Source organism: Cellulomonas sp. SG140 (assembly GCF_025770785.1).
Classification (GTDB): domain Bacteria; phylum Actinomycetota; class Actinomycetes; order Actinomycetales; family Cellulomonadaceae; genus Cellulomonas.
Genome location: NZ_JANZLA010000007.1, coordinates 94433 through 116258, shown reverse-complemented (window position 1 = coordinate 116258; position 21826 = coordinate 94433). Strand labels below are relative to the sequence as shown.

19 protein-coding genes are annotated in these 21826 nt (G+C 74.3%); 3 read left to right on the top strand and 16 right to left on the bottom strand.

Features of this window, described 5'->3' with window-relative positions; genetic code table 11:
- Window positions 1–67 precede the first annotated feature (67 nt).
- The 5 genes from N0B34_RS13650 to N0B34_RS13630 all read right to left on the bottom strand — a co-directional run bounded on the left by N0B34_RS13650 (window position 68) and on the right by N0B34_RS13630 (window position 5417).
- The gene (locus N0B34_RS13650) at window positions 68–520 is read right to left on the bottom strand and encodes a DUF779 domain-containing protein (protein ID WP_263731955.1); all 453 of its coding nucleotides are present in this window, start codon (window positions 518–520) and stop codon (window positions 68–70) included.
- A 207-nt stretch (window positions 521–727) separates the two neighbouring features.
- Window positions 728–2251, bottom strand: coding sequence for an aldehyde dehydrogenase family protein (locus N0B34_RS13645; RefSeq protein WP_263731954.1), 1524 nt, complete (start codon window positions 2249–2251; stop codon window positions 728–730).
- Window positions 2252–2505: 254 nt separating this feature from the next.
- Window positions 2506–3825: a helix-turn-helix domain-containing protein gene (locus tag N0B34_RS13640; RefSeq protein ID WP_263731953.1), complete on the bottom strand. Its 1320-nt coding sequence runs from the start codon at window positions 3823–3825 to the stop codon at window positions 2506–2508.
- Window positions 3826–4093: 268 nt separating this feature from the next.
- Window positions 4094–4519, bottom strand: coding sequence for a hypothetical protein (locus tag N0B34_RS13635; RefSeq protein WP_263731952.1), 426 nt, complete (start codon window positions 4517–4519; stop codon window positions 4094–4096).
- Between the two features lie 601 nt (window positions 4520–5120).
- Window positions 5121–5417 (bottom strand): hypothetical protein, encoded by a 297-nt coding sequence (locus N0B34_RS13630; protein ID WP_263731951.1) that lies wholly within the window; start codon window positions 5415–5417, stop codon window positions 5121–5123.
- Here N0B34_RS13630 and N0B34_RS13625 point away from each other — a divergent pair.
- Window positions 5410–7401, top strand: a complete 1992-nt coding sequence (locus N0B34_RS13625; protein WP_263731950.1) for an NHL domain-containing thioredoxin family protein — start codon at window positions 5410–5412, stop codon at window positions 7399–7401. The genes N0B34_RS13630 and N0B34_RS13625 overlap by 8 nt on opposite strands.
- A 24-nt stretch (window positions 7402–7425) precedes the next feature.
- Here the strand turns inward: N0B34_RS13625 and N0B34_RS13620 are convergent, their stop codons facing one another.
- From N0B34_RS13620 to N0B34_RS13600, 5 genes are all read right to left on the bottom strand, one after another.
- Entirely contained in the window at window positions 7426–8847 is a 1422-nt protein-coding gene (locus N0B34_RS13620) for a sensor domain-containing diguanylate cyclase (RefSeq protein WP_263731949.1), read from the bottom strand.
- A 195-nt stretch (window positions 8848–9042) separates the two neighbouring features.
- The gene (locus tag N0B34_RS13615) at window positions 9043–9267 is read right to left on the bottom strand and encodes a DUF6458 family protein (RefSeq protein ID WP_263731948.1); all 225 of its coding nucleotides are present in this window, start codon (window positions 9265–9267) and stop codon (window positions 9043–9045) included.
- A 110-nt stretch (window positions 9268–9377) separates the two neighbouring features.
- Entirely contained in the window at window positions 9378–11474 is a 2097-nt protein-coding gene (locus N0B34_RS13610) for an alpha/beta hydrolase family protein (protein WP_263731947.1), read from the bottom strand.
- Window positions 11471–13627 carry a bifunctional copper resistance protein CopD/cytochrome c oxidase assembly protein gene (locus N0B34_RS13605; RefSeq protein ID WP_263731946.1) on the bottom strand — a complete coding sequence of 719 codons (2157 nt, stop codon included), beginning with the start codon at window positions 13625–13627 and terminating at the stop codon, window positions 11471–11473. Before N0B34_RS13605 ends, N0B34_RS13610 begins: the two co-directional genes overlap by 4 nt.
- A 66-nt stretch (window positions 13628–13693) precedes the next feature.
- A complete protein-coding gene (locus N0B34_RS13600; RefSeq protein ID WP_263731945.1) occupies window positions 13694–13894 on the bottom strand; it encodes a hypothetical protein in 201 nt (66 codons plus the stop codon).
- Between the two features lie 335 nt (window positions 13895–14229).
- On the opposite strand from N0B34_RS13600, the gene N0B34_RS13595 reads away from it, so the two are divergent.
- Both N0B34_RS13595 and N0B34_RS13590 read left to right on the top strand, forming a co-directional pair.
- Window positions 14230–14451, top strand: a complete 222-nt coding sequence (locus N0B34_RS13595) for a hypothetical protein (RefSeq protein WP_263731944.1) — start codon at window positions 14230–14232, stop codon at window positions 14449–14451.
- A 141-nt stretch (window positions 14452–14592) separates the two neighbouring features.
- Window positions 14593–16188: a phytoene desaturase family protein gene (locus N0B34_RS13590; protein WP_263731943.1), complete on the top strand. Its 1596-nt coding sequence runs from the start codon at window positions 14593–14595 to the stop codon at window positions 16186–16188.
- A 43-nt stretch (window positions 16189–16231) separates the two neighbouring features.
- On the opposite strand, the gene N0B34_RS13585 is transcribed toward N0B34_RS13590, so the two are convergent.
- The 6 genes from N0B34_RS13585 to N0B34_RS13560 all read right to left on the bottom strand — a co-directional run bounded on the left by N0B34_RS13585 (window position 16232) and on the right by N0B34_RS13560 (window position 21809).
- Entirely contained in the window at window positions 16232–16669 is a 438-nt protein-coding gene (locus tag N0B34_RS13585; protein ID WP_263731942.1) for an SRPBCC family protein, read from the bottom strand.
- 72 nt (window positions 16670–16741) lie between these two features.
- Window positions 16742–16963, bottom strand: a complete 222-nt coding sequence (locus N0B34_RS13580; protein ID WP_263731941.1) for a CDGSH iron-sulfur domain-containing protein — start codon at window positions 16961–16963, stop codon at window positions 16742–16744.
- Window positions 16960–17982 carry an iron-containing redox enzyme family protein gene (locus tag N0B34_RS13575; protein ID WP_263732064.1) on the bottom strand — a complete coding sequence of 341 codons (1023 nt, stop codon included), beginning with the start codon at window positions 17980–17982 and terminating at the stop codon, window positions 16960–16962. The genes N0B34_RS13580 and N0B34_RS13575 overlap by 4 nt, the downstream gene beginning before the upstream one ends.
- 262 nt (window positions 17983–18244) lie before the next feature.
- On the bottom strand, window positions 18245–20041 hold the full coding sequence (locus tag N0B34_RS13570) for a dipeptide ABC transporter ATP-binding protein (RefSeq protein ID WP_263731940.1): 1797 nt from the start codon (window positions 20039–20041) through the stop codon (window positions 18245–18247).
- Window positions 20038–20865 carry an ABC transporter permease gene (locus N0B34_RS13565; protein WP_263731939.1) on the bottom strand — a complete coding sequence of 276 codons (828 nt, stop codon included), beginning with the start codon at window positions 20863–20865 and terminating at the stop codon, window positions 20038–20040. The genes N0B34_RS13570 and N0B34_RS13565 overlap by 4 nt, the downstream gene beginning before the upstream one ends.
- A complete protein-coding gene (locus N0B34_RS13560) occupies window positions 20862–21809 on the bottom strand; it encodes an ABC transporter permease (protein ID WP_263731938.1) in 948 nt (315 codons plus the stop codon). Before N0B34_RS13560 ends, N0B34_RS13565 begins: the two co-directional genes overlap by 4 nt.
- Between the last annotated feature and the right edge of the window lie 17 nt (window positions 21810–21826).

The window sequence follows — 21826 nt, the reverse complement described above, 5'->3', positions numbered from 1 at the left end:
GCGTTGTGCTCGTCTGGGTGCGTTGTGCTCATCTCGCCGGGGCCACCGGGGGGCGGTCGGCAGGCAGTCAGGCGGCGGGGCCGACCGGGGGGTCGAGCAGCAGGCCCGCTGCGCGGAGGGTGGTCAGCTCGGCGTCGGTCAGCAGGCGGGAGCGGATCATGAACCGGACACCGTCCGGGGCCTCGAGGGAGAAGCCGGCGCCGCGGCCCGTCACCAGGTCGACGGTCAGGTGGGTGTGCTGCCAGTAGGCGTACTGCGCCTTGCCCATCCAGACCGGCACCACGTCGGCAGCGCCCCCGGTGGCGCCCTCGGCCGACTCGTCACCGGTCAGTCGCAGGTCGCCGAGGTGGACGTCGGCGTCGCCGAGCAGCAGGTCGCCGGCCGGGTAGCACATGGGCGACGAGCCGTCGCAGCAGCCGCCGGACTGGTGGATCATCAGCGGCCCGTGGCGGTCGCGCAGCGACCGCAGCTCGTCGAGCGCCGCCTCGGTGGCGGCCACCCGCTGCACCGTCGTCGTCATCGGACCTCCTCGTCCGTCGTCGTCACGTCCGTCTCGTCACGTCCGTCTCGTCACGTCCGTCGTCGTCACGCCGTCGCGTCCGTCGTCGTCACGCCGTCGCGTGCGTCGGACCCCGCCGACGGTCATCGTCCGCTCGTCGCCCCCCGACCCTGCGAGGGGCCCGGCCAGCCTGCCGGGGCCGGCCGGGCACCCTCGCGCCGGGCTCGATCAGAAGAAGCCGAGCTTGGTGCCCGAGTAGCTGACCAGGAGGTTCTTGGTCTGCTGGTAGTGGTCGAGCATCATCTTGTGGTTCTCGCGGCCGACGCCCGAGCCCTTGTAGCCGCCGAACGCCGCCGCCGCCGGGTAGGCGTGGTAGCAGTTGGTCCACACCCGGCCCGCCTCGATGTCACGGCCGGCCCGGTAGGCGGTGTTCTGCTCCCGGGACCACACGCCGGCGCCGAGGCCGTAGAGCGTGTCGTTGGCGATGTGGATCGCGTCCGAGTAGTCCTCGAAGCTGGTCACGGCCACCACGGGACCGAAGATCTCCTCCTGGAAGATCCGCATCGAGTTCTTGCCCTCGAAGATGGTCGGCTGCACGTAGTAGCCGCCGGCCAGGTCGCCGTCGAGGTGCGCACGCTCACCGCCGGTGCGGACCGTGGCGCCCTCGGCCTTGCCGATCTCGATGTAGCTGAGGATCTTCTCCAGCTGGTCGTGGGACGCCTGGGCGCCGATCATCGTCTCGGTGTCCAGGGGGTTGCCCTGCTTGACGGCCTGCGTCCGGGCCGTGGCGTCGGCGAGGAAGTCGTCGTAGATCGACTCCTGGATCAGCGCGCGGGACGGGCACGTGCACACCTCGCCCTGGTTGAGGGCGAACATGGTGAACCCCTCGAGCGCCTTGTCGTAGTACGAGTCCTTCTCGCGGGCGACGTCCTCGAAGAAGATGTTCGGGCTCTTGCCGCCCAGCTCCAGGGTGACCGGGATGATGTTCTGGCTGGCGTACTGCATGATCAGCCGGCCCGTGGTGGTCTCGCCGGTGAAGGCGATCTTGCGGATCCGGTTGCTCGAGGCGAGCGGCTTGCCGGCCTCGACCCCGAAGCCGTTGACGACGTTGACCACGCCTGCCGGCAGCAGGTCCGCGATCAGCTCCATCAGGTAGAGGATCGACGCCGGCGTCTGCTCGGCCGGCTTCATCACCACGGTGTTGCCGGCGGCGAGCGCCGGGGCCAGCTTCCACGTGGCCATCAGCAGCGGGAAGTTCCACGGGATGATCTGGCCCACCACACCCAGCGGCTCGTGGAAGTGGTAGGCGATCGTGTCGTTGTCGATCTCCGAGATCGACCCCTCCTGGGCCCGTACCGCACCGGCGAAGTACCGGAAGTGGTCGATCGCCAGCGGGATGTCGGCGGCCAGGGTCTCGCGCACCGGCTTGCCGTTCTCCCACGACTCGGCGACGGCGATCTCCTCGAGGTGCTGCTCGATGCGGTCGGCGATCTTGTTGAGGATCAGGGCCCGCTCGGTGGCGGTGGTCCGGCCCCAGGACCGGGCTGCACCGTGTGCGGCGTCCAGGGCCCGCTCGACGTCGTCGGCGTCACCGCGGGCCACCTCGGTGAACGTCTGGCCGGTGACGGGCGTCGGGTTCTCGAAGTACCGGCCGGACGCGGGGGCCACCCACTCGCCGCCGATCCAGTGGTCGTACCGGTCGCGGTAGCGGGCGGGGCTGCCGGGCTGACCGGGGGCTGCGTAGACGGTCATCGTCCACCCTCCTGTGACAGGGGCCGCGGGCCGTCGCGGGGCGGCGGGGCGCGGGGCGCGACCTCTTCGTCGCGACACGGCAGGACGTTAGGTCGCGCATCGTTGCAGGAAGGTTGCACCTAGGAGGACGAAGGTCCTGGCCTGCGGATCGAGGCGTCGGAGTGCCAGGCGACGACGACGAGGTGCCGCCCGGCGCACCGCCGAGACCACACCACGGGTCCGGCGCGCTGCGACAGGTGCCGACCGAGCGACCGTCAGCCGAGGCGCTGCTCGACGGCGTGCAGCCGCGCGACGGCACGCAGGTGCGCCGCCGAGCCCGAGGGGGTGCACGCCGCGAGCGCGCGCCAGGCGGCCCAGTCGTCGGCGCCCTCGTCGGACGCCACCCACCGGCACAGCAGCTCGGCGTCCCGCGAGGCGAGCACCGCCGCCCGGACGTCGGTGCACAGGTCGGTGCGCACCCGGTCGACACCGGGCGCCTCGGACCGTGGCAGCACCGGCCCGGCGTAGGCGGTGAGCGCGGCGGCGGTGTCGCCGAGCGCCAGCGCGTCCCGCACCGTGTCGGCGTCGGTGCGCAGGGCGCGGGTCAGCCGGTACGGGCGCGACTCGGAGAGCAGCGGTCCGACGGCACGGCGCAGCCGCGACACCTCGGCGCGGACGGTGACGTCCGACAGCTCGTCGTCGGACAGCAGGACCGCCAGCTCGTCCCCTGACAGGCCGGCGGGGTGCTCGGCGAGCAGCAGCAGGATCTCGGTGTGCCGGCGGGACAGCCGCACCCGGCCACCGCCGGCGTCGACGGGCAGGTGCAGCACCCCGGCGTGGGCGCCGAGCACCTGCAGCCGCGGCTCGTGCACGTCCACCGGGTGCGGTCCCTCGGTGCCGACCGGCCCGGCGGAGGGCATCGCCAGCCCCGCCTCCAGCACCGCCGCCGTCGCCCTGACCAGGGACATCGCCATCGGCGTGCCGGCCGCCGGCCCCCCGGTGACGTCCAGCACGCCGACCACCCGGCCGTCGGGCGCGTGCACCGGCGCCGCCGCACAGCTCCAGGGGTGCACCGACCGCGCCCAGTGCTCGGCACCGACCACCTGCACCTCGGCATCGGTGGCCAGGGCGGTGCCGGGCGCGTTGGTGCCGGCGGTGTCCTCCCGCCACACCCCGCCCTCGACGAACCCGATCTGCTCGATCGACCGCCGCACGGACCGGTCCCCTTCGACCCACAGCAGCCGACCCGTGTGGTCGGTCAGTGCCGCGACCCAGCCGGCGTCCGGCTGCAGCAGCAGCCGGCGGGCCGTCGGGATGCCGGCGGCCAACGGATGGGACCGACGGACCGCCGCGAGCTCGGGGTCCGACAGGTCCACCGGCGCGCTGACCCGGTCCGGGTCGATGCCGATGCGTGCGCTGCGCCGCCACGAGTCGACGACGACCCGTCGCACCAGCCGGGCCGGTGCGCTTCCGGTGCTGACGAACCGCTCGTGCGCATCGCGCAGCCTCGACGTCGGCTCGGCCGCGGTGGACCGGCTCGTCTCGTTCGGGGGCTGGGACCGGCTCGGGTCGGCACCCGCTGCGCGTCGGGCCACACCGCCTCCTCGACCTCGTCGTCGGCGGGGCGAGTGTAGGCACACCTACGGCGCGCGTCACAGGGCCGGGCCGCTGCCGGCGTTCGTGCCCGCTAGACGCCGTCCGGCACCGGGCGGTGGGAACTGGCGCCGGTCGCACCGGCCTGCGCGGTACCAGCGATTACCGGCGCGTCATCGTGCTCAGCCGACACTCGCGTCGAGCAGACGCACGGACGCCGGCGGGCCACTGGGTGGCCGCCGGCGTCCGCTCCTCAGTTGCTGCCGACGATCACGGGTAGTAGCAGCTCGCGCTCGCGAGCTGGCTGCCGCTCCACGGCGTCGGGTACGTGAAGCGGAACTCCCAGTTCGCGCACTGGTTCAGGTAGTCGTCGTTAATCGACCCCATGAACGTGAAGACCGCCGTGGCGATGACGAGCCCGATGCCACCGGTCGCCAGGCCCAAGATGGCGATGACGGTCGCGACGTCGGCTACCTGAAGCGCCTTGGCGACCCGCTGGGAGCATCGGACGTAGATGTACGCGCCGAAGGTGACTCCCTGCGGGGTGATGCCCCCGTGACCGGTGACCACCGGGGCCTGCCCCAGGCTCAGGTAGGGGCTGTTGGCGATCGCCGCCTCGACTTCCGCCAGGGAGTACCCCTGGTCGGTGATGGCCTTGACCGGTATCAGGCCGGCGGTGGTTGTTGACGAGGCCACAGCGTCACCAGGTGTCGGCGGCGGCGCGGCTTGGGCGGTCGTAGTCCCAGCGACCACCAGTGCGGCGCTCACGAGCGTCGCGACGAGAGCATGAGAAAGTGCCTTGATTCCCATGAATTCCCCCCATGCACGGACCCGCCCCCTGCGGATCGTTCAGGGCACACACTTCTCTAATGCCAGGCCGGGCGGTGGCAGTAATTCGTGTGACGCCCGTCACACGAATTACTGAGGGTGCGGAGAGCCAGGTTGTACGCGCTGTTCCTCACGCTCACGTTTGCGGGCATACAGCTCGAGTGGCACCCACACAGCGGCGGTCAGAGCGACGTACAGCAGCACGACGCCGAGGTTTGAAAGCCTCAGTAGGCCACCCGGCAACCCTCCGACCAGCAGTCCTAGGAGGAACGTCCACGCCGGCAGAAAACGCCAGCTCCACCGCGACAGACCCATGGCGATCAGCCTAGGACGTCGGAGCGCATCTGGGCATGGTTTGCACGGCCGAGCTGGTCGACAACCTATTGTCAGGCCCTGACGTCAGGGACATAGGGACCCTGGACAATTGTCCAGGGCAAACCGCTAACCCGGGTAGGCGTGCCACCGGGTGTCAGTCGGCAGCCTGGACGGGCTCCAGGTAGGCGATCGGGCCACCGCTGGCAGCGCGGACACGGGAGCCCATAATCTGCTCAGCGAGGGCCCGCAGGTGCTCCGCTGCGCGCCCGTTGTAGCGGACAGCGCGGCCGTCCGTCATGCGCGCGACGAGCTGACCGGAGAAGGGGTGCCGAGGCTTGTCCTCGTCCTCCCGGTACTTGACGTCGACCGCCCCCCGGACCGCGGCGCGGGCCGTGCTCTTGGGCGGGGGATGAGGACGTCGCGGCGTCCTGTTGACTTGTGCCGTGAGCACCAGCACCGCCCGTCTGCCCCGTGTCCGTGCGTCCGAGCTCGTCGGGCGCGGGTGGTTGAACACGGGTGGGCGGACGGTCACCCTCGCGGACCTGCGGGGGAAGGTGGTGGTGCTCGACTTCTGGACGTTCTGCTGCATCAACTGCCTGCACGTCCTGGACGAGCTGCGGGACCTCGAGGCGCGGTTCTCCGACGTGCTGGTGGTCGTCGGGGTGCACTCGCCGAAGTTCGTGCACGAGGCCGATCCGGTCGCCCTCGCCGCCGCCGTGCAGCGGTACGAGGTGCACCACCCGGTGCTGGACGACCCGCAGCTGGTGACCTGGCAGGCGTACACGGCCCGCGCCTGGCCGACGCTGGTGGTGATCGACCCCGAGGGGTACGTCGTCGCGCAGCTGGCCGGCGAGGGTCACGCGCACAACCTCGAGGCGCTGGTCGGCGAACTGGTGGCCGAGCACGAGGCGAAGGGGACGCTGCGCCGCGGCGACGGGCCGGTGGTGATCCCCGAGCCGGAGCCCGGGACGCTGCGGTTCCCGGCGCGCGCGATCGTGCTCCCGGACGGGCACCTGCTGGTGGCCGACGCCGGGCACCACGGGCTCGCGGAGCTCGAGGCGGACGGCGAGACGCTGGTGCGGCGGATCGGCGCGGGGACGCGCGGACTGGTGGACGGGGGTCCCGACGAGGCGCGGTTCGCCGAGCCGAACGGGCTGGCCCTGCTGCCGGAGGGTCTGCGAGCGACGGTCGGCTGGGACGTGCTGGTGGCCGACACCGCGAACCACGTGCTGCGCGGTGTGCGACTGTCGGACGGGACCGTGACCACGGTGGCCGGTACCGGGACGCAGTTCCTGGTCGGCGCCCCGGACAACGTGGTGGACTCGGCGGTCGGCGCGGGCGACTCCGCGGCCAGCGCGGTTACCCCGGCGGACCGTCGGGGTGTCGGGTACGACGGGCCGGCGACGGGCGTGCGGCTGTCGTCGCCGTGGGACGTCGTTTGGTTCGAGCCGTGGCAGGCGTTCGCCGTGGCGATGGCGGGGCACCACACCCTCTGGGCGTTCGACCCGGTCGCAGGGACGGTGCGGCACGCCGCGGGCACCATGACCGAGGGGCTGCTGGACGGGCCCGCGCGCGAGGCGTGGTTCGCCCAGCCCTCAGGCCTGGCAGTGGACGAGGGCGGACGGCTCTGGGTCGCGGACTCCGAGACCTCGGCGCTGCGCGTGGTCGAGACCGCAGACGACCAGACGGCCGCCGAGGCGGGCGACGACTCCACCGGCTCGTCGGATCGAGGCGGCAGGGTCCGCACGCTGGTCGGCGAGGGGCTGTTCGACTTCGGTCACGTGGACGGCCCCGCCGCGCAGGCGCGACTGCAGCACCCGCTCGGCGTCGCCGCGCTGCCGGACGGCACGGTGCTGGTCGCCGACACCTACAACGGCGCGGTCCGCCGGTACGACCCCGTCACCGAGGAGGTCAGCACCGTCGCCACGGGACTGGCCGAGCCGAGCGGGCTCGTCGTGCTGACCGACGACCCTTCGGCACCGCAGGTGCTGGTGGTCGAGTCCGCCGCCCACCGGCTGGTCCGCGTGCCGCTGCCGGCGGGGGTCGGCAGACGGGTCGACGACGGTGCGCACCGCACCCAGCGGCCCGTCACCGTCCTCGCGCCGGGACAGGTGCGGCTGGACGTCGTCTTCACCCCGGCGCCGGGCCAGAAGCAGGACGACCGGTACGGGCCGTCGACGCGGCTGCGCGTGTCGTCGTCCCCCGCCGGGCTGCTGTTCGACGGCGCCGGCGACGACGTGCCGCTGACCAGGGTGCTCACCCTCGACCCCGCCGTCGGCGAGGGTGTGCTGCACGTGACCGCGCAGGCCGCGTCGTGCGATGCCGACCCGGCGATCGAGTACCCGGCGTGCCACCTGGCCAGCCAGGACTGGGGCGTGCCGGTGCGGCTCGAGGCCGGTGCGCCCGACGTGCTGACGCTGCCGCTGCTGGGCTGAGGGCCGGCGCTCCGGGGACGGCCGTCAGGCGGCGCCGACCACCGCGAGCGCCGTCAGGGCCGTCAGCGTGGTCGGCACCGGCTCGGCGACCGCGGCGGTCGCCGACGCGGACACCTCGATCAGCCACGTGCCGTACGCCGCCTCGAGACGGACGTGCTCGCCCCTGCTGCCGTCGTCACCACCGCGGGCCACCGTGTCGGCCTGCTCGTCGTCGTCCCGCCGCCGCAGGACGGCCCACTCGCCGGCGCCGAGGGTGTCCGCCGCCGCGGCCGCCAGCGCGCACAGCCGGGCCACCGGCCCGCCCCGCACGTCCACCAGCGCCGCCGACACGCTGACCACCAGGCGCTCCGCCGTCACCGCGGGGTCGGCGGTCACCGGTCCGGCCGCCGCCCGCAACCGTGCGTGCGCCCGCTTGGCGCGGTACTGCGCCTGGTCGGCACGGCGGAACAGCTGGCTGGCCGGCACCGCACCCGCGATCGCGGTGGACGAGATGCCGAACGACAGGGACGCGGCGTGCGGCAGCGGGAACGTGTCGACCGTGCGGGCGGTCACCTCGCGGACCGTCGCCAGCGGGTGGCCGGACGTGATCACGCAGAACTCGTCACCACCGAGCCGCGCGGCGGTCGCACCGGGCAACGCTTCCGAGATGCGGCGCAGCACGTCGGCCACCGCCCGGAGCAGATCGTCACCCGCGTCGTGGCCCAGCTCGTCGTTGACGCGCTTGAGGCCGTCCACGTCGCACATGACGATGCACGTCTCGCCGCCCGATGCCAGCGCGTGCTCGGCGGCTGCGTCGGCGATCCGCCGGTTGACCAGGCCCGTCAGCGGGTCGTCGGCGACCAGGTGCCGCACCTGCGCCTCGAGGTCGACCCGCGCGACCGCACCCCCGACCAGGCCGGCCAGCACGGTCGCCGCCGCCAGCTCGGTCGGCCCGAAGCGCTCACCGGGGGCGTTCCGGGTGATGTACACCTCGCCCCACACGGTCCCGTTCACCTCGACAGGCACGGCCATCGCGGCGGCGGCGCCGAGCGCGATCAGCGTCTCCACCTCCACCTCGTCCCCCGCGCGCGGATCGCCGGGCGGGAGCAGGGTGCCGTCCTCGTCGTACGCGCTGGCCACCCACGGCAGACGGTCCCGGATCAGGCTGTTCAGCGCCGGCCGGTCCTCGGCCCGGAACTCGGCGCGCGACATGTCGATCTCGCGGGTGTCGCGCGGACCGGGCGCGACGGCCAGCACACGGCACGTCCGCTGCTCGATGCGGAGCAGCGCGGCGTGCTGGGCGGCGAGGACCTCCTTGGCGCACACCGTCGCGACGGTGCCGACCTCCTCCAGGCTCGCGGCGTAGCCCAGCCGCTTCGCGGCCGTGGCGAGCTCGGGCACACCGCCGGCACGCGCGGCGGGCGAACCCTGCTCGCGCGCGTCCTCGGCGGTGAGCCAGTGGACCACGTGTCCATGATCGCGGGTGCCGAAGACCGCTCACGAGGGGCCACCGGGTGAGGTCCGGGCGATGTCACCCGCCCCGGCGGCCCGGCGGAACCGTCGAATGCCCCGAGCGAGGTCATATCGACGGGCCGCCGGTGCCGTGCTGTCAGACGGGCCGCCGGCGCCGTGCTGGCCGGACGGGCCGGCCGGGCGCCCTGGTCAGACGGGCGGCAGCGGACGGTCGTCGTGCCGCTCGATCACCTCGCGGTGCGTGGTGTTGGTGCGCTGGGCGTTGAAGATGATCGACAGGATGATCGCCAGGACGCCGGCCGCCATCAGGATGTAGCCGATCACCGTGAGGTTCACGCCGGAGATGCTGTCCCGGACGCCGAACGACAGGATCGCGCCGATCACCAGCAGCGTGATGCCGCCTCCGATGTACATGTGCGCTCCTTCTCCTCGTCCGGGTCTGGCCCGGGCGTTGCCAGTGTCACCCGAGGTCGGAGGGCCCGCACGCCGAGCGCGGGCGGGCGGCGGGCACCGGCGCCGAAGGGTCAGCCGAGCAGGCGGGGGTACGGGACCGGCTCTCCGAGGACGTGCTCGGAGAGGAACGCCAGCACCGTGCCGTACCAGACCGTCGCGTTGCGCGGCGACAGCACCCAGTGGTTCTCGTCCGGGAAGTAGAGGAACCGGTGCGGCGTGCGGCCCTCGTCGTCCGTGGCGAGGGCCGACGACGACAGCAGCTGGTACCAGAGGCGCAGCGCCTCGCCGACCGGCACGCGGTAGTCCTTGTCGCCGTGGATCACCAGCATCGGCGTGGTGATCGCGCCGACGGACGCGTGCGGCGAGTTGTCCGCCGTCATCTGCGCGGTCATCTCGCGCTGCCAGTAGTACGCGGCGTCGGTGGTGGGGCCGAACTGGTCGAGCGCCCACAGCCCGGCGTGGCTGACGATCGCCCGGAACCGGTCGGTGTGCCCGGCCACCCAGTTGGCCATGTAGCCGCCGAACGACCCACCCATCGCGGCGGTCCGGTCGCCGTCCACATCGGGACGCGCCACCACCGCGTCGGTGACGGTCATCAGGTCGGTGAACGGCTCGGCACCCCAGGCACCCCAGCCACGCTGCACGAACTCCTGCCCGTAGCCGGTGGACAGCCCCGGGTCGGGCAGCACCACCGCGTAGCCGCGTGCGACCAGCAGCCACGGGTTCCAGCGCCAGGACCACGCGTTCCACGACCCGAGCGGACCGCCGTGGATCCACAGCAGCAGGGGTGCCGGCCGGTCGGGGCCCGCGGTGTGCGGCAGGGCCAGCCAGGCGCGCAGCGGCGTGCCGTCGGCGGCGGCGACGCGGACCTCCTCGAGGCGGCCGGGCAGCTCCGGCAGCGGTGCCGGGCCGGGCAGCGGGTCCGCCGTGACCGGGGCGCCGGTGGTGGCGGCCCCGGCCAGGTCGATGCGGACGGCGTGCGGCGGGGCCGTGTACGACGAGCGCAGCGCGTAGGCCGTCGCACCGTCGGGCGCCACCTGCAGGTCGCTGAAGGCCGCGTCGTCCGACGTCACGCGACGCACCGCGCCGGACGCCAGGTCGACGTGGAACACGGGCGCGCGACCGTCGTCGTCGGCCACCACCAGCAGCCCGTCCGACCCCGGCAGCCACACCGCACCCGACGGCCACCGGTCCCAGCCGTCGGTGAGCGCCCGCACCGGGCCACCCGCCACCGGCACCACGGCGAGGTCCACGCGTGGCGCCCGCTGCGGCGTCGAGATCGTCTCGCGGGTGAAGGCCACCCACCCGCCGTCGGGCGACACCATGGGGTCGAGCACGTCGAAGCCCTCGTCGGCCACCAGCACCCGGCGCTCACCGGAGGCGACGTCGATCGCCACCAGCTGCGTCCGGACCTCCGCCGCGCGTCCCGGCACCGCCCAGGTGGTGACCACCGTGCCGCCGTCCGGCGTGACGTCCCCGTGCTGCTCGACGAGCGCCGCCCGGGCACCCGGCGTGACGTCCGTCAGCTCCACGCGCGGCTCGGCGACGCCGGCGGCGGGCGCGACCAGCCCCGGCGTGATGCGTCCGACGAACCAGTGCGGCGACTGCGGGCCGAGGTCGTGGTCCCAGTACCGGACCGGGTACGAGTCGTGCAGGATCGCGCCGACCTTGGCGTCCTTGCGCTCGGTGCGCAGCTTCTCGTCGTCGGCGGCGTCCTGTGCCGTCGGCAGCACGTCGGACGCGACCAGCAGCACCCCGGCGTCGGCCGCGACGTGCACGTCGCCCAGGCCGGAGTGCCGGTGGGCCACCACGCGGGCCTCGGCACCGTCGCGCGGCAGCAGCCACAGCGCCGCGACGTCGTCGTCGGACCCGTCCTTGCCGGGCTCGGCGTCCGGGTCCGGCCGTGCGGAGGTGAACAGCAGGTCGCCCTCCGGGGTGAACGCCGCACTGGACTCGCCGCGACCGCTGCGGGTCAGGCGCCGGGCCGGGCGGGCGCCGGTCGGGTCGACCTCCCACAGGGCGGTGACGTACCGGGTGCCCTTGGTGTCCAGGGTGGCGACGGCCGTGACCAGGCGCGTGCCGTCCGGCGAGAGGCGCAGGCCGGACAGCCTGGGCAGCGCCACGTACTCGTCCAGGTCACCGAGCTGGTTGCCGGTCTGCGAGGTCATCGGCCTGTCTCCCCCTGCGGTGCGTCGTGCGGCTGGTGCTGCGGTGCGTCGTGCGGTGCATCGTGAGGCTCGTCGTGCCGCGGCTCGTCGTCGCGCGTCGCCGGCCGCTGACGGGCGTCGCGCCCCGCCAGCCGCGCGAGCATCGCGTTGTACTCGTCCATCTCGGTGTCGCCGGTCCGGTCCACCTGCCGGTCGCGGCGCCGGGCCAGCCGCTCGTCGTCCCGCGCCCAGGCGACCGCCACCGCGATGGCCAGCGCCAACGTGGGCAGCTCGCCGATCCCCCACGCGATGCCGCCGCCTGCCTGCTGGTCGGCGATCGCACTGGGTCCCCACGGACGGCCGAGCAGGCCGAACCAGTCGGCCACCAGCAGCCCCTCACCGCTCATCAGCGAGATGCCGAAGAAGGCGTGGAACCCCATCGTCGCGAACAGCAGCAGCAGCCGCTGCGGGTAGCCGGGACGCTGCGGACCGGGGTCCACGCCGATCAGCGCGTTGGCGAACAGGTACCCGACCAGCGAGAAGTGCACCACCATGAACAGGTGGCCCTCGGTGGTCCGCAGCGACCACTCGAACACGCCGCTGTAGTAGAAGACGATCATCGAGGCGACGAAGTTCGCGGCCGCCACCACGGGGTTGGCGAAGAACCGGCCGACCCGGCTGTGCACCAGCACCAGGATCCACTCGCGCGGACCGCGGGAGGTGTCGCCGGCGAGGCGGGTGGACCGGGCCGGCAGCGCGCGCAGGGCCAGCGACACCGGCGCGGACAGGGCCAGGAACACCGGGATCACCGTCGCCAGGATCATGTGCTGCACCATGTGCGCGCTGAACAGCACGTGCCCGTAGGCGTTGGGGCCGCCCGACGTCGTCCAGACGAAGACGACCATCGCCGTGACCCACGCAGCGGTCCGGCCCACCGGCCAGCGGTCGCCGCGCCGGCGCAGCCGCCACACCCAGCGCAGGTACACCACCAGGCCGGCGGCCGCGGCGGTGGCCATCACCACGTCCCAGTTCCAGACGGTGAACCAGCGGGCGCCCGTCAGCTCCGGCGGGAGCGAGTGGCCGATCACGCGGAACGCGGGCGACGTGTCCGCCACCGGGACGTTGGGAACGGGCGGTGCGGACGACGACAGCGCCACGGCGACGCCGGACACGGCCCCCATCACGGCCAGCTCGACCAGCACCAGCCGAGCGAAGGCGACGCCGGCACCGGCGCTCAGCCGCGGGATGGTCGCCCGACGGTGCGCCAGCCCGAGCGCGCCGAGCGCGGCCAGCAGCACCGCCTTGGTGATCAGCAACAGGCCGTACCGGGTGCCCAGGTCGGACCAGCCGCCCACCCGGATGAACCCGTTGACCAGGCCCGACACCCCCACGGCCGCCAGGCACCAGCCGGCGACGACCGAGTAGCGGCGCACCGCCGCGGGCAGGTCGGTGCCGAGCCGGCGGGCGAGCAGCGCGAGGGCCGCGAGCGCCCCGATCCAGACGGCGGCACCGAGCAGGTGCAGCAGCAGCGCCTCGGTGGCCACCTCGTGGTGCGCGGCGCCGGACGCGTGGCCGGTGCCGGACTGCATCCACAGCGCGACGAGCGCCAGCGCACCGGTCCAGCCGGCGCCGGTCGGGGTGCCGACCACCAGGGACAGGGCCGTGACCGCCGCGGCCACCAGGGCGATGCCCGCGTAGGCCCGTCCCAGGTCCACCTGCGTGACGAACAGCCACAGCTGCGCGCCCGACGAGCCGAGGTCCACCGGGCTTCCCGACACCTGCGCGTACGTCAGCACCACGCGGACCACGGCCAGCACCGTCCACACGCCGGCGGCCACCGCGGCCACCGTCGTCCCGGCCGGCCACGCGGCACCGACCGCCGCCGCGCCACCGGCACCGCCCGCTGTCCCCCGCCGCTCCGGGTGCGCCTCCACCGCCGCCCGCCGCGGGACGATGCCGATCACCAGCGCGAGCGACCCGAGCGTCACCGCCAGCGCCAGGTCGGTCAGCACGTCCACCACAGGCAGCCCCCAGCGGACCGCCGCACCGGGATCTGCCAGCGCGGTGGCCGCCGCGGCCCCGCTGAACGAGACCGCGACCAGCACGGCCGCCACCGCGACGGCCGCCAGCACCGCGAGCCCGCGCACGGCGACGACAGGGCGACGCGTCAGCATCCGTCCAGCCTAGGCGGCGGTGCCGGGCACGGCTGGCGGCTGGTCCAGCCCCTCAGACACCGCCGGTCACAGATCGCACTGGCAGACCGTGTTGAGCTCCACCACCTGCTCCCCGGCGTCCGGCCGAGCCCACGCCTGCGCCTCCGCGAGGCTGGCGAACCGTCGGGGGGCGAGTCGGCCGTTCGTCAGGAGCACGCCGACGTCCGTCAGCTCCCGCGGGTCCTGCCAGCGGAGGGTGCCGCCTGTCGTGCCCGCCGTCTTCGTCATCCGTGTCCCTTGTCCCCTCTGGTGCGCCCGCACTGCTCACCGTGTGGCTGCGCCCCACCGCTCAACGGGCACCCGACCGCGCCGATTCCCGCGCGGCACAGCGCCGGCGCCACTGCCCTGCACGGCTGTCCGCGGCGCGGCTACGCCTGCCGCGGGTGAAGTCCCACTACCCGTCGTGACAGCGGCGCGACCGATGCGCCACCTGCCCGAGGGACGGCAACTCGGACAGGTGCCGCCGAATCGGTCGACCGTGACTCCACCTCGGACCGCAGGTCACAGCGGGTGAAGACTCCGGGCCCGCCACGCTCGCCGGGCCGCACCGCAAGACTCCGAGGATGGACGCGGGCGACGAGCACTCGATGGCGGTGAACCCGCCGTTGTTCATCTCCGACGACGAGATCCACGCGGCCAAGTACGACTGGCTCGCGGCACGGGACGCCGACGCGGACGTGCCACCCGAACGTGTCGCCCTCCTGTTCGAGTACTACCGCGCCCTCATCAGCCTGCAGGCGCGGCAGCTTGCCGACGAGTTCCGCGCGCGGCGCGGCCGCGCCTGACCCGGCTCCGCGACACCCGTCGGCCGCCCCGCACACCCTGGCTGGTGGGGCGCGCGCGGCTCGGCGCACCACGACCCCGGATGGCAGGGCCGGGCGGGCGCTGCGATGCTCGAACGGACATCGTCGACCCCGGGGAGCCCCATGCGCCGCACCGTGGACGCCGTCGTCGTCGGGGCCGGTCCCAACGGCCTGGTCGCGGCCAACGCGCTGGCCGACGCCGGCTGGGACGTGCTGCTGCTCGAGGCGAACGACGAGGTAGGCGGTGCGGTCCGCAGCGGGGACGTGACGGTCCCGGGCTTCCGCAGCGACCTGTTCAGCGCCTTCTACCCGCTCGCGGCGGCATCGCCGGCGATCACCGCCCTGGAGCTCGAGCGGTACGGGCTGCGCTGGCTGCACGCTCCGGCGGTGCTGGCGCACGCGCTGGACGACGGCCGGTCGGCGGTGCTGCACCACGACGTCGACGCGACCGCGGCCGGGCTCGACGTGTGGGCCGACGGCGACGGCGACGCCTGGCGCCGACTGGTGGACGGTTACCGCCGCCTGCGTGACCCGCTGCTCGACGCCCTGTTCACACCGATCCCTCCAGTGCGCGCGCTGGCTCGGATCCTGGCCCGCACCCGGACGGCGGGCGCCCTGGAGATCGCCCGGCTGGCCGCCCTCCCGGTGCGCCGGCTGGGCCAGGAGACCTTCCGCGGCGAGGGCGGCGGGCTGCTGCTGACCGGTAACGCGCTGCACGCGGACATCCCCCCGGACGCCGCCGGCAGCGGGCTGTACGGGTGGTTGCTGGCGATGCTGGGGCAGGACGTCGGGTTCCCGGTGCCGGAGGGCGGTGCCGGTCGGCTGGCCGAGGCGATGCGGCGGCGGTTCGAGGCGGCCGGCGGCGAGGTGCTGACCGGCGCGCAGGTGACGCACGTCGAGGTACGGGCCGGCCGGGCGGTCGGGGTGCGGACCGCCGGTGGGCTGGAGGTCGGTGTCCGACGGGCCGTGCTCGCCGACGTCTCGGCGCCCGCGCTGTTCGGCCGGCTGCTGCACCAGCGGGACGTGCCGGCGGCGCTGCAGCGCCGGATGGAGACGTTCCAGTGGGACTACTCGACGTTCAAGCTGGACTGGGCGCTGGACGGGCCGGTGCCGTGGACGGCCGAGGGTGCGCGCGGCGCCGGCACCGTGCACCTCGGGGTGGACGACCACGGGTTCGTGCAGATGGCCGCCGACCTGTCGATGGACCGCATCCCGGAGCGACCGTTCCTGCTGTTCGGCCAGATGACCACCGCGGACCCCAGCCGCTCACCGGCAGGCACCGAGTCGGCGTGGGCGTACACCCACGTGCCGCACGGCATCACCTGGGACGCCGACGCGGTCAACGCGCAGGTGCGACGGGTCGAGGCCGCCGTCGAGCGGGCCGCGCCCGGGTTCACCTCGCGCATCGTGGGCCGCTACGTGCAGAGCCCGACGGACATCGAGGCGGCCGATGCGAACCTGGTCGACGGGGCGACCAACGGCGGCACGGCGTCGATCCACCAGCAGCTGGTGTTCCGGCCCACCACCGGGCTGGGTCGGCCGGAGACGCCGGTGACCGGCCTGTACCTGGCGAGTGCCGGCGCCCACCCCGGCGGCGGGGTGCACGGTGCCTGCGGCTGGAACGCCGCGCGCGCGGCGCTCGGTCAGGCGGGTCCGGCGGGTGCCCTGCGGCGGGCGCTGGTGCGCACCGCGTGGGACCGGGTGCTGCCCGACCGCTGAGCTGCCGGGTCGGCCGCTTCGCTCGACGGGCGGCGGAGGCGCGTCAGGTCGACGGGCGGCAGGCCAGCGCGCCGAGGCGGTAGAGCGTCTCGCGGTTGCGCCACGAGATCAGCGCGTCGCGCAGCGGCTCGGGCACCAACCGGGCCGGTCCGCGCACCGCGTCCTCCGCGATGCGCACCCGGCAGCCGCCGTCGGTCGGCACCACGGAGATCGCGACGTTGGCGTCGCCGACGAACGAGCCCTTCGCCTCCAGCTCGATGCCCCGCTCGGGGTCCCAGCGGCGGCTGATGCTGACGTCCTGCAGCACCATCGGCCACAGGCCGGCCGAGTGCGCGATGCGCGCGCCCGGTGCCGGCCACTCCGCGTCGACACCGCGGATGCGGCTGGTCCCCACCACCCACGTGGCGTAGCTCCAGCCGTCGGCGAGCACACGGAGCACGTCCTCGGGCTGGCAGGGCAGGTCACGGGAGACGACGGACATCGCCTCAGCGTCGCATCGGTCCGCTCCGTCCGCGCGGGCAGCGGCCGCCGGGTCCGGGTCACGAGAAGCGCGTCACGACGAGGTCGCGAAGCCGTTCACCTTGTGGGTGCCGTCGCACCACGGCTTGATCGACGAACCTCCGCAGCGGCACAGCGCGACCGTCCGTCGACTCGTGTCCAGCGGGTGACCCTCGGCGTCGAGCACCTCGACGTCACCACGCACCAGCAGGGGGCCGTCCGGGCACGCGACGATGCTCCCCGGGTGGGGAGGCGTCGACCGGTGCTCCTCCGTCACGGCAACGGCCGCAGCAGCGACGTCCGGCCGGCGTCCCAGGCCTGCAGCATCCGGGCGGCGGCCGCGCCGTCGAGCGCGAGGCAGCAGGCGGCGCCGAACAGGATGTCGTCCACCAGCTCCGGCTCCTGCTCGGCCAGGGCGCCGGCGAGGTCACGGCCGGCGATCTGCTCGTGCACCGCGTCGGCCGCGACGTGCTCGTCGAAGTACCAGGTCGCGGCGACCTCGTCGTGACCCAGCCGCCGCACCCCGTTGCCGTACAGCCGGTTCGGCAGCGAGGACGTCATCTCGAAGGCCGCCAGGTGCCCGACGATCGCCCCGCGCGACCGCCGGTGCAGCCCGAGCAGCGACATGGCGTTCAGCGAGGCCAGCGTCGCCGCGGGCACGTGGTCGACGTAGGCGCCGTACGCGTCGTCCAACCCGAACGCCCGCATGGCCAGGGCGAACAGCTCGGCGTGCATGCGGTGCGGGTCGCCGTCGCCGTACTCGTCCGCCTGGATCTCCACCAGCGCCGCCTTGGGTCCGCCCGCCAGCCGCGGGATGGCCCACGTGTGCGGGTCGGCCTCCTTGAGCTGGTAGATCGAGCGGTGCACCAGCAGCTCGCGCAGCTGCGGCTCGGTCGCCTTCCGGGCGACGAACCGCGACAGGCTCGGCCCGGCGTCCGCGGCCGCCATCGCGAACAGCCGCTCGGCGACGCCCGTCCGGTCCCGGCGGTCGCACCCCGGCACCGGGACCGTGCGGCGCAGCTCGGCCTCGAACGGCACCTCGAGCTCGGCGCGGGCGGCCAGCAGGTCCGGGTCCCACTCCCAGTCGTCGTCGACACCGGCGATGCCGCGGTAGTGCAGCTCGTACAGGCAGAGCAGGGCGAGCTGGACGTCCTCGTCGGTGCGCAGGTCGGCGGGATCAGCGAGCCGGGCGGCGACGGCGACGCGCAGCGGACCGAGGTCGACGTCCCCGGGGGAGCGGCTCAGCGCGGCGAGCAGGGCAGCGCTGATCGGACCGCGCGGTGCCGGCTTGCGCAGGGGCACGGCTGCCCGGGGCGGGAGTGTCGGTGCGGCGCCCGACGAGGCGCTGGCGGAGGGCGTGGGTGCAACCGACGAGGGCTCGACCGAGGGTGTGGGTGCGCCCGACGAGGGCTCGAGAGAGGGTGCCGTCCCCGCGGAGGGCTCGACGGCGGGGGCGACGCCGGTGGACGGCGTCGTCGTCGGAACGTCGACGGGTGGCATGCCGTCCATCGTGCGCGCGGCCCGGACGAGCCGCGACCGCGACGACCGCTGCCGCAGGTCAGGCGCCGGTGGCCCGCAGCCGCGGCGCGGCGGCGACCAGCTCGGCGGTGTACGGGTGCAGCGGGTGCTCGTACACCTGCTCGGTCGGGCCGCACTCGACGATCCGGCCCTCGTTCATCACCGCGACCGTGTCGCAGGTGCGGCGGACGACCGCCAGGTCGTGGGAGACGAACAGCAGCGTCAGCCCGTACTCGTCCGCCAGGTCGGACAGCAGGTTGAGCACCTGGGCGCGCACGGACACGTCGAGGGACGACACGGCCTCGTCCGCCACCAGGAGCTGGGGGCGGGTGACGACGGCCCGCGCGATCGCGATGCGCTGCCGCTGCCCGCCGGAGAACTGGTGCGGGTAGCGGTCGAGCGCGGCAGCCGGCAGCCCGACGGCGTCCAGCACCTCCGCGGCCCGCGCCCGACGCTCGTCGGCGCCCACGCCGCGCAGCGGTTCGGTGACCACCTCGGCGATCCGCATCCGCGGGTCCAACGACCCCATCGGGTCCTGGAACACGATCTGCGCGGTCCGCCGCAGCCAGGCGAGCGACCGCTCCGGCGTTCCGACCACCTCGCGCCCGCCGATCCGCACCGACCCGGCGGTCGCCTGGTCCAGGCCCGTGACCAGGCGCAGCAGCGTCGACTTGCCGCTGCCGGACTCCCCGACCACGCCGAACCGCTGCCCCGCGCGGACCTCGAAGGAGACGTCGCGGACGGCCTGCACGCGCGTGGCCCGGCCGATGCGGTGCGGGCGGACGTAGATGCGGCGCAGGTCCGCGACCGCCAGCAGCGGGTCGTCGCCGGGGAGGTGGTTGAAGACGTGGCCGGCTCGGTCGGGCAGCACCTCGTGCCGGCCGGGTTCCGGTGCAGCGGCGCGGCCAGGCATGGGGAGGACGACAGCCCCCGCGCCGCGGTCCACAGGCGCAGTCGGCAGGACCGCGCCGAGCATCTCCGTCTCGGCGTCTGCCGCGGGTCGGTCCGGCGCCACCGCGCCGAGGTCCACCACCGTCACCAGCCGGCCGCGGGCGTCCGTCGCCAGGGCGGACACCGCCAGCAGCGACCGCGTGTACGGGTGCTGCGGCGCCGAGAACACCCGGTCCAGCGGGCCCTCCTCCACCACGGCCCCGTCACGGAGGATCACCACCCGGTCGCACAGGTCGGCGACGATCCCCAGGTCGTGCGTGACGAAGACCAGCGACGTGCCGGACCGCGCGACCTGCTCGCGCATCAGGTCGAGCACGCGCCGCTGCACCGTCACGTCCAGGGCTGTGGTCGGCTCGTCGGCCAGCAGCAGGTCCGGCGTGTTGGCCATCGCCATCGCCAGCATCACGCGCTGCCGCTGACCGCCGGACAGCTGGTGCGGGTAGGCCCGTGCCGCCGCTGCCGGGTCCGGCAGGCCCACGCCGTCGAGCAGCTCCACGGACCGGGCCCGCGCCGCCCGTGCGCCACCGGCGAACCCGTGCAGCGTGAGGATCTCGGCCACCTGGCGCCCCACCGGCATCAGCGGGTCCAGCGCCGTCATGGGCTCCTGGAACACCATCGAGATCCGCCGCCCGCGCAGCCGCGCCGACGCCCGGTCCCCCAACGTCAGCAGGTCCCGGTCCTCGCCGTCCAGCCGTGCGGCGCCCGTCGCGCACAGCGTCTCCGGCAGCAGACCCATCAGCGCCAGCAGCGTCAGCGTCTTGCCGGACCCGGACTCGCCGATCAGCCCGACCCGCTCCCCGCGCTCCACCCGCAGGTCGATCCCGTGCAGCAGCTCGCGGGGTCCGGAGTGCACGCGCAGGTTGCTCACCTGCAGCAACGCGCTCATGCCGCCGCCTCGAGGCGTGGATCGAGCAGGTCCCGCAGGCCGTCGCCCAGCAGGTTGAAACCCAGCACCGTCCAGGCGATCGCGACCCCGGGCCAGACGATCAGCAGGGGCTGCACGTAGAGGAAGGCCTGCGCGTCCTGCAGCATCCGACCCCACGACGGCGTCGGCGGCGGAGTGCCCAGGCCGAGGTAGGACAACGCGGCCTCGGCGAGCACCGCGAGGGCGAAGCCGACCGACGCCTGCACGATCAGCATGCTGCGGACGTTCGGCAGCACGTGCCGCACCGCCGTGTACAGCGGTCCGCGGCCGGCGGCCCGTGCCGCGAGCGCGTACTCCCGGCTGAGCACCTGCAGCGTCGCGGCCCGCGTCACCCGCACGAACCCCGGCGCCGCACCGATCCCCAGCGCCACCATCGCCGTCCACGTCGACGGCCCGCGGACCGCCGCGAGCACGATCGCGAGCAGCAGCGCGGGGAACGCCTGCACCACGTCGTTCCACCGCATCAGCCACAGCCCGGCACCGCCCTGCCGCGTCATCGCCGCGGCGATGCCGAACGGCACGCCCAGCACCAGGGAGATCAGCACCGCGACCAGCCCCACCAGCAGCGGCACCCGCGTGCCCGCGATCAGCATGCTGGCCGCGTCGCGCCCCAGGCCGTCGGTGCCCAGCCAGTGCGCCGCGCTGGGCCCCTGCAGGCGGTGCAGCGGGTCGGTGGCCAGCGGGTCGTGCGGGGTCCAGACGAGGGACACCAGCCCGAGCAGGACGACGGCGCCGACCATCACGGCCCCGACCAGCAGCGGTGCGTTCCACCGGTTCGATCTCATCGCGCCCGCCGCAGCCGCGGGTCCACCAGCACGTACACCAGGTCCACCAGCAGGTTCAGCGCCAGCACCAGCAGCACCACCACCATGACCACGGCCTGCACCTCCACCAGGTCCCGGTTGGCCACCGACCGCAGCAGCAACGACCCCAGCCCGGGGATGACGAACACGCTCTCGATGACCACGGCGCCCACCAGCAGCCCGGCGAGCTCCACGCCGGTCACCGTCACCACCGGCACCAGGGCGTTGCGCAGCCCGTGCCGCCGCAGCGCCTGCCACCGGGTCATCCCCTTGGCCCGCGCCGTCCGCATGAAGTCCTCACGCTGCACGTCGAGCAGCGCCGAGCGCAGGTAGCGGGACAGGATCGCGCCTCTGACCAGGCCCAGCGCGAGCGCCGGCAGCACCAGGTGCCGCAGGAACCCCCCGACTCCGTCCACCGGCGCCACCCACCCGCCGGACGGCAGCCAGTGCAGCCGCACGGCGAACACCGTCACCAGCAGAAGCCCGGCCAGGAAGCTCGGCACCGAGATGCCCACCTGGGTGGCCGCCGAGAGCGCCGCGCCGTCGGCGCGCCCCTGCCGCACGGCCGCCAGCAGCCCGGTCGGCAGGGCGATCAGCGCCGCCACCACCATGCCGGCCAGCACCAGCAGCAGCGACACCTGCATGGCGTTCAGCACCTCCGGCCCCACCGGTGCGCGCGTGGAGTAGGAGACACCGAGGCTGCCGGTCGCCAGCTGACCGAGCCAGTGGACGTACTGCGCCGGCAGCGACCGGTCGAGGCCCAGCTGGTGCCGCAGCGCCGCGACCTGGTCGGGCGTCGCGTCGAGGCCGAGCTGGGCCCGTGCCGGATCGCCCGGCAGGACGGCCAGCAGGACGAAGACGACCATCGACGCCACCAGGGCCGCCAGGGCGAACACCCCGAGGCGCCGCAGCACGGTCAGCAGCATCGACGGCTCACCGGTCG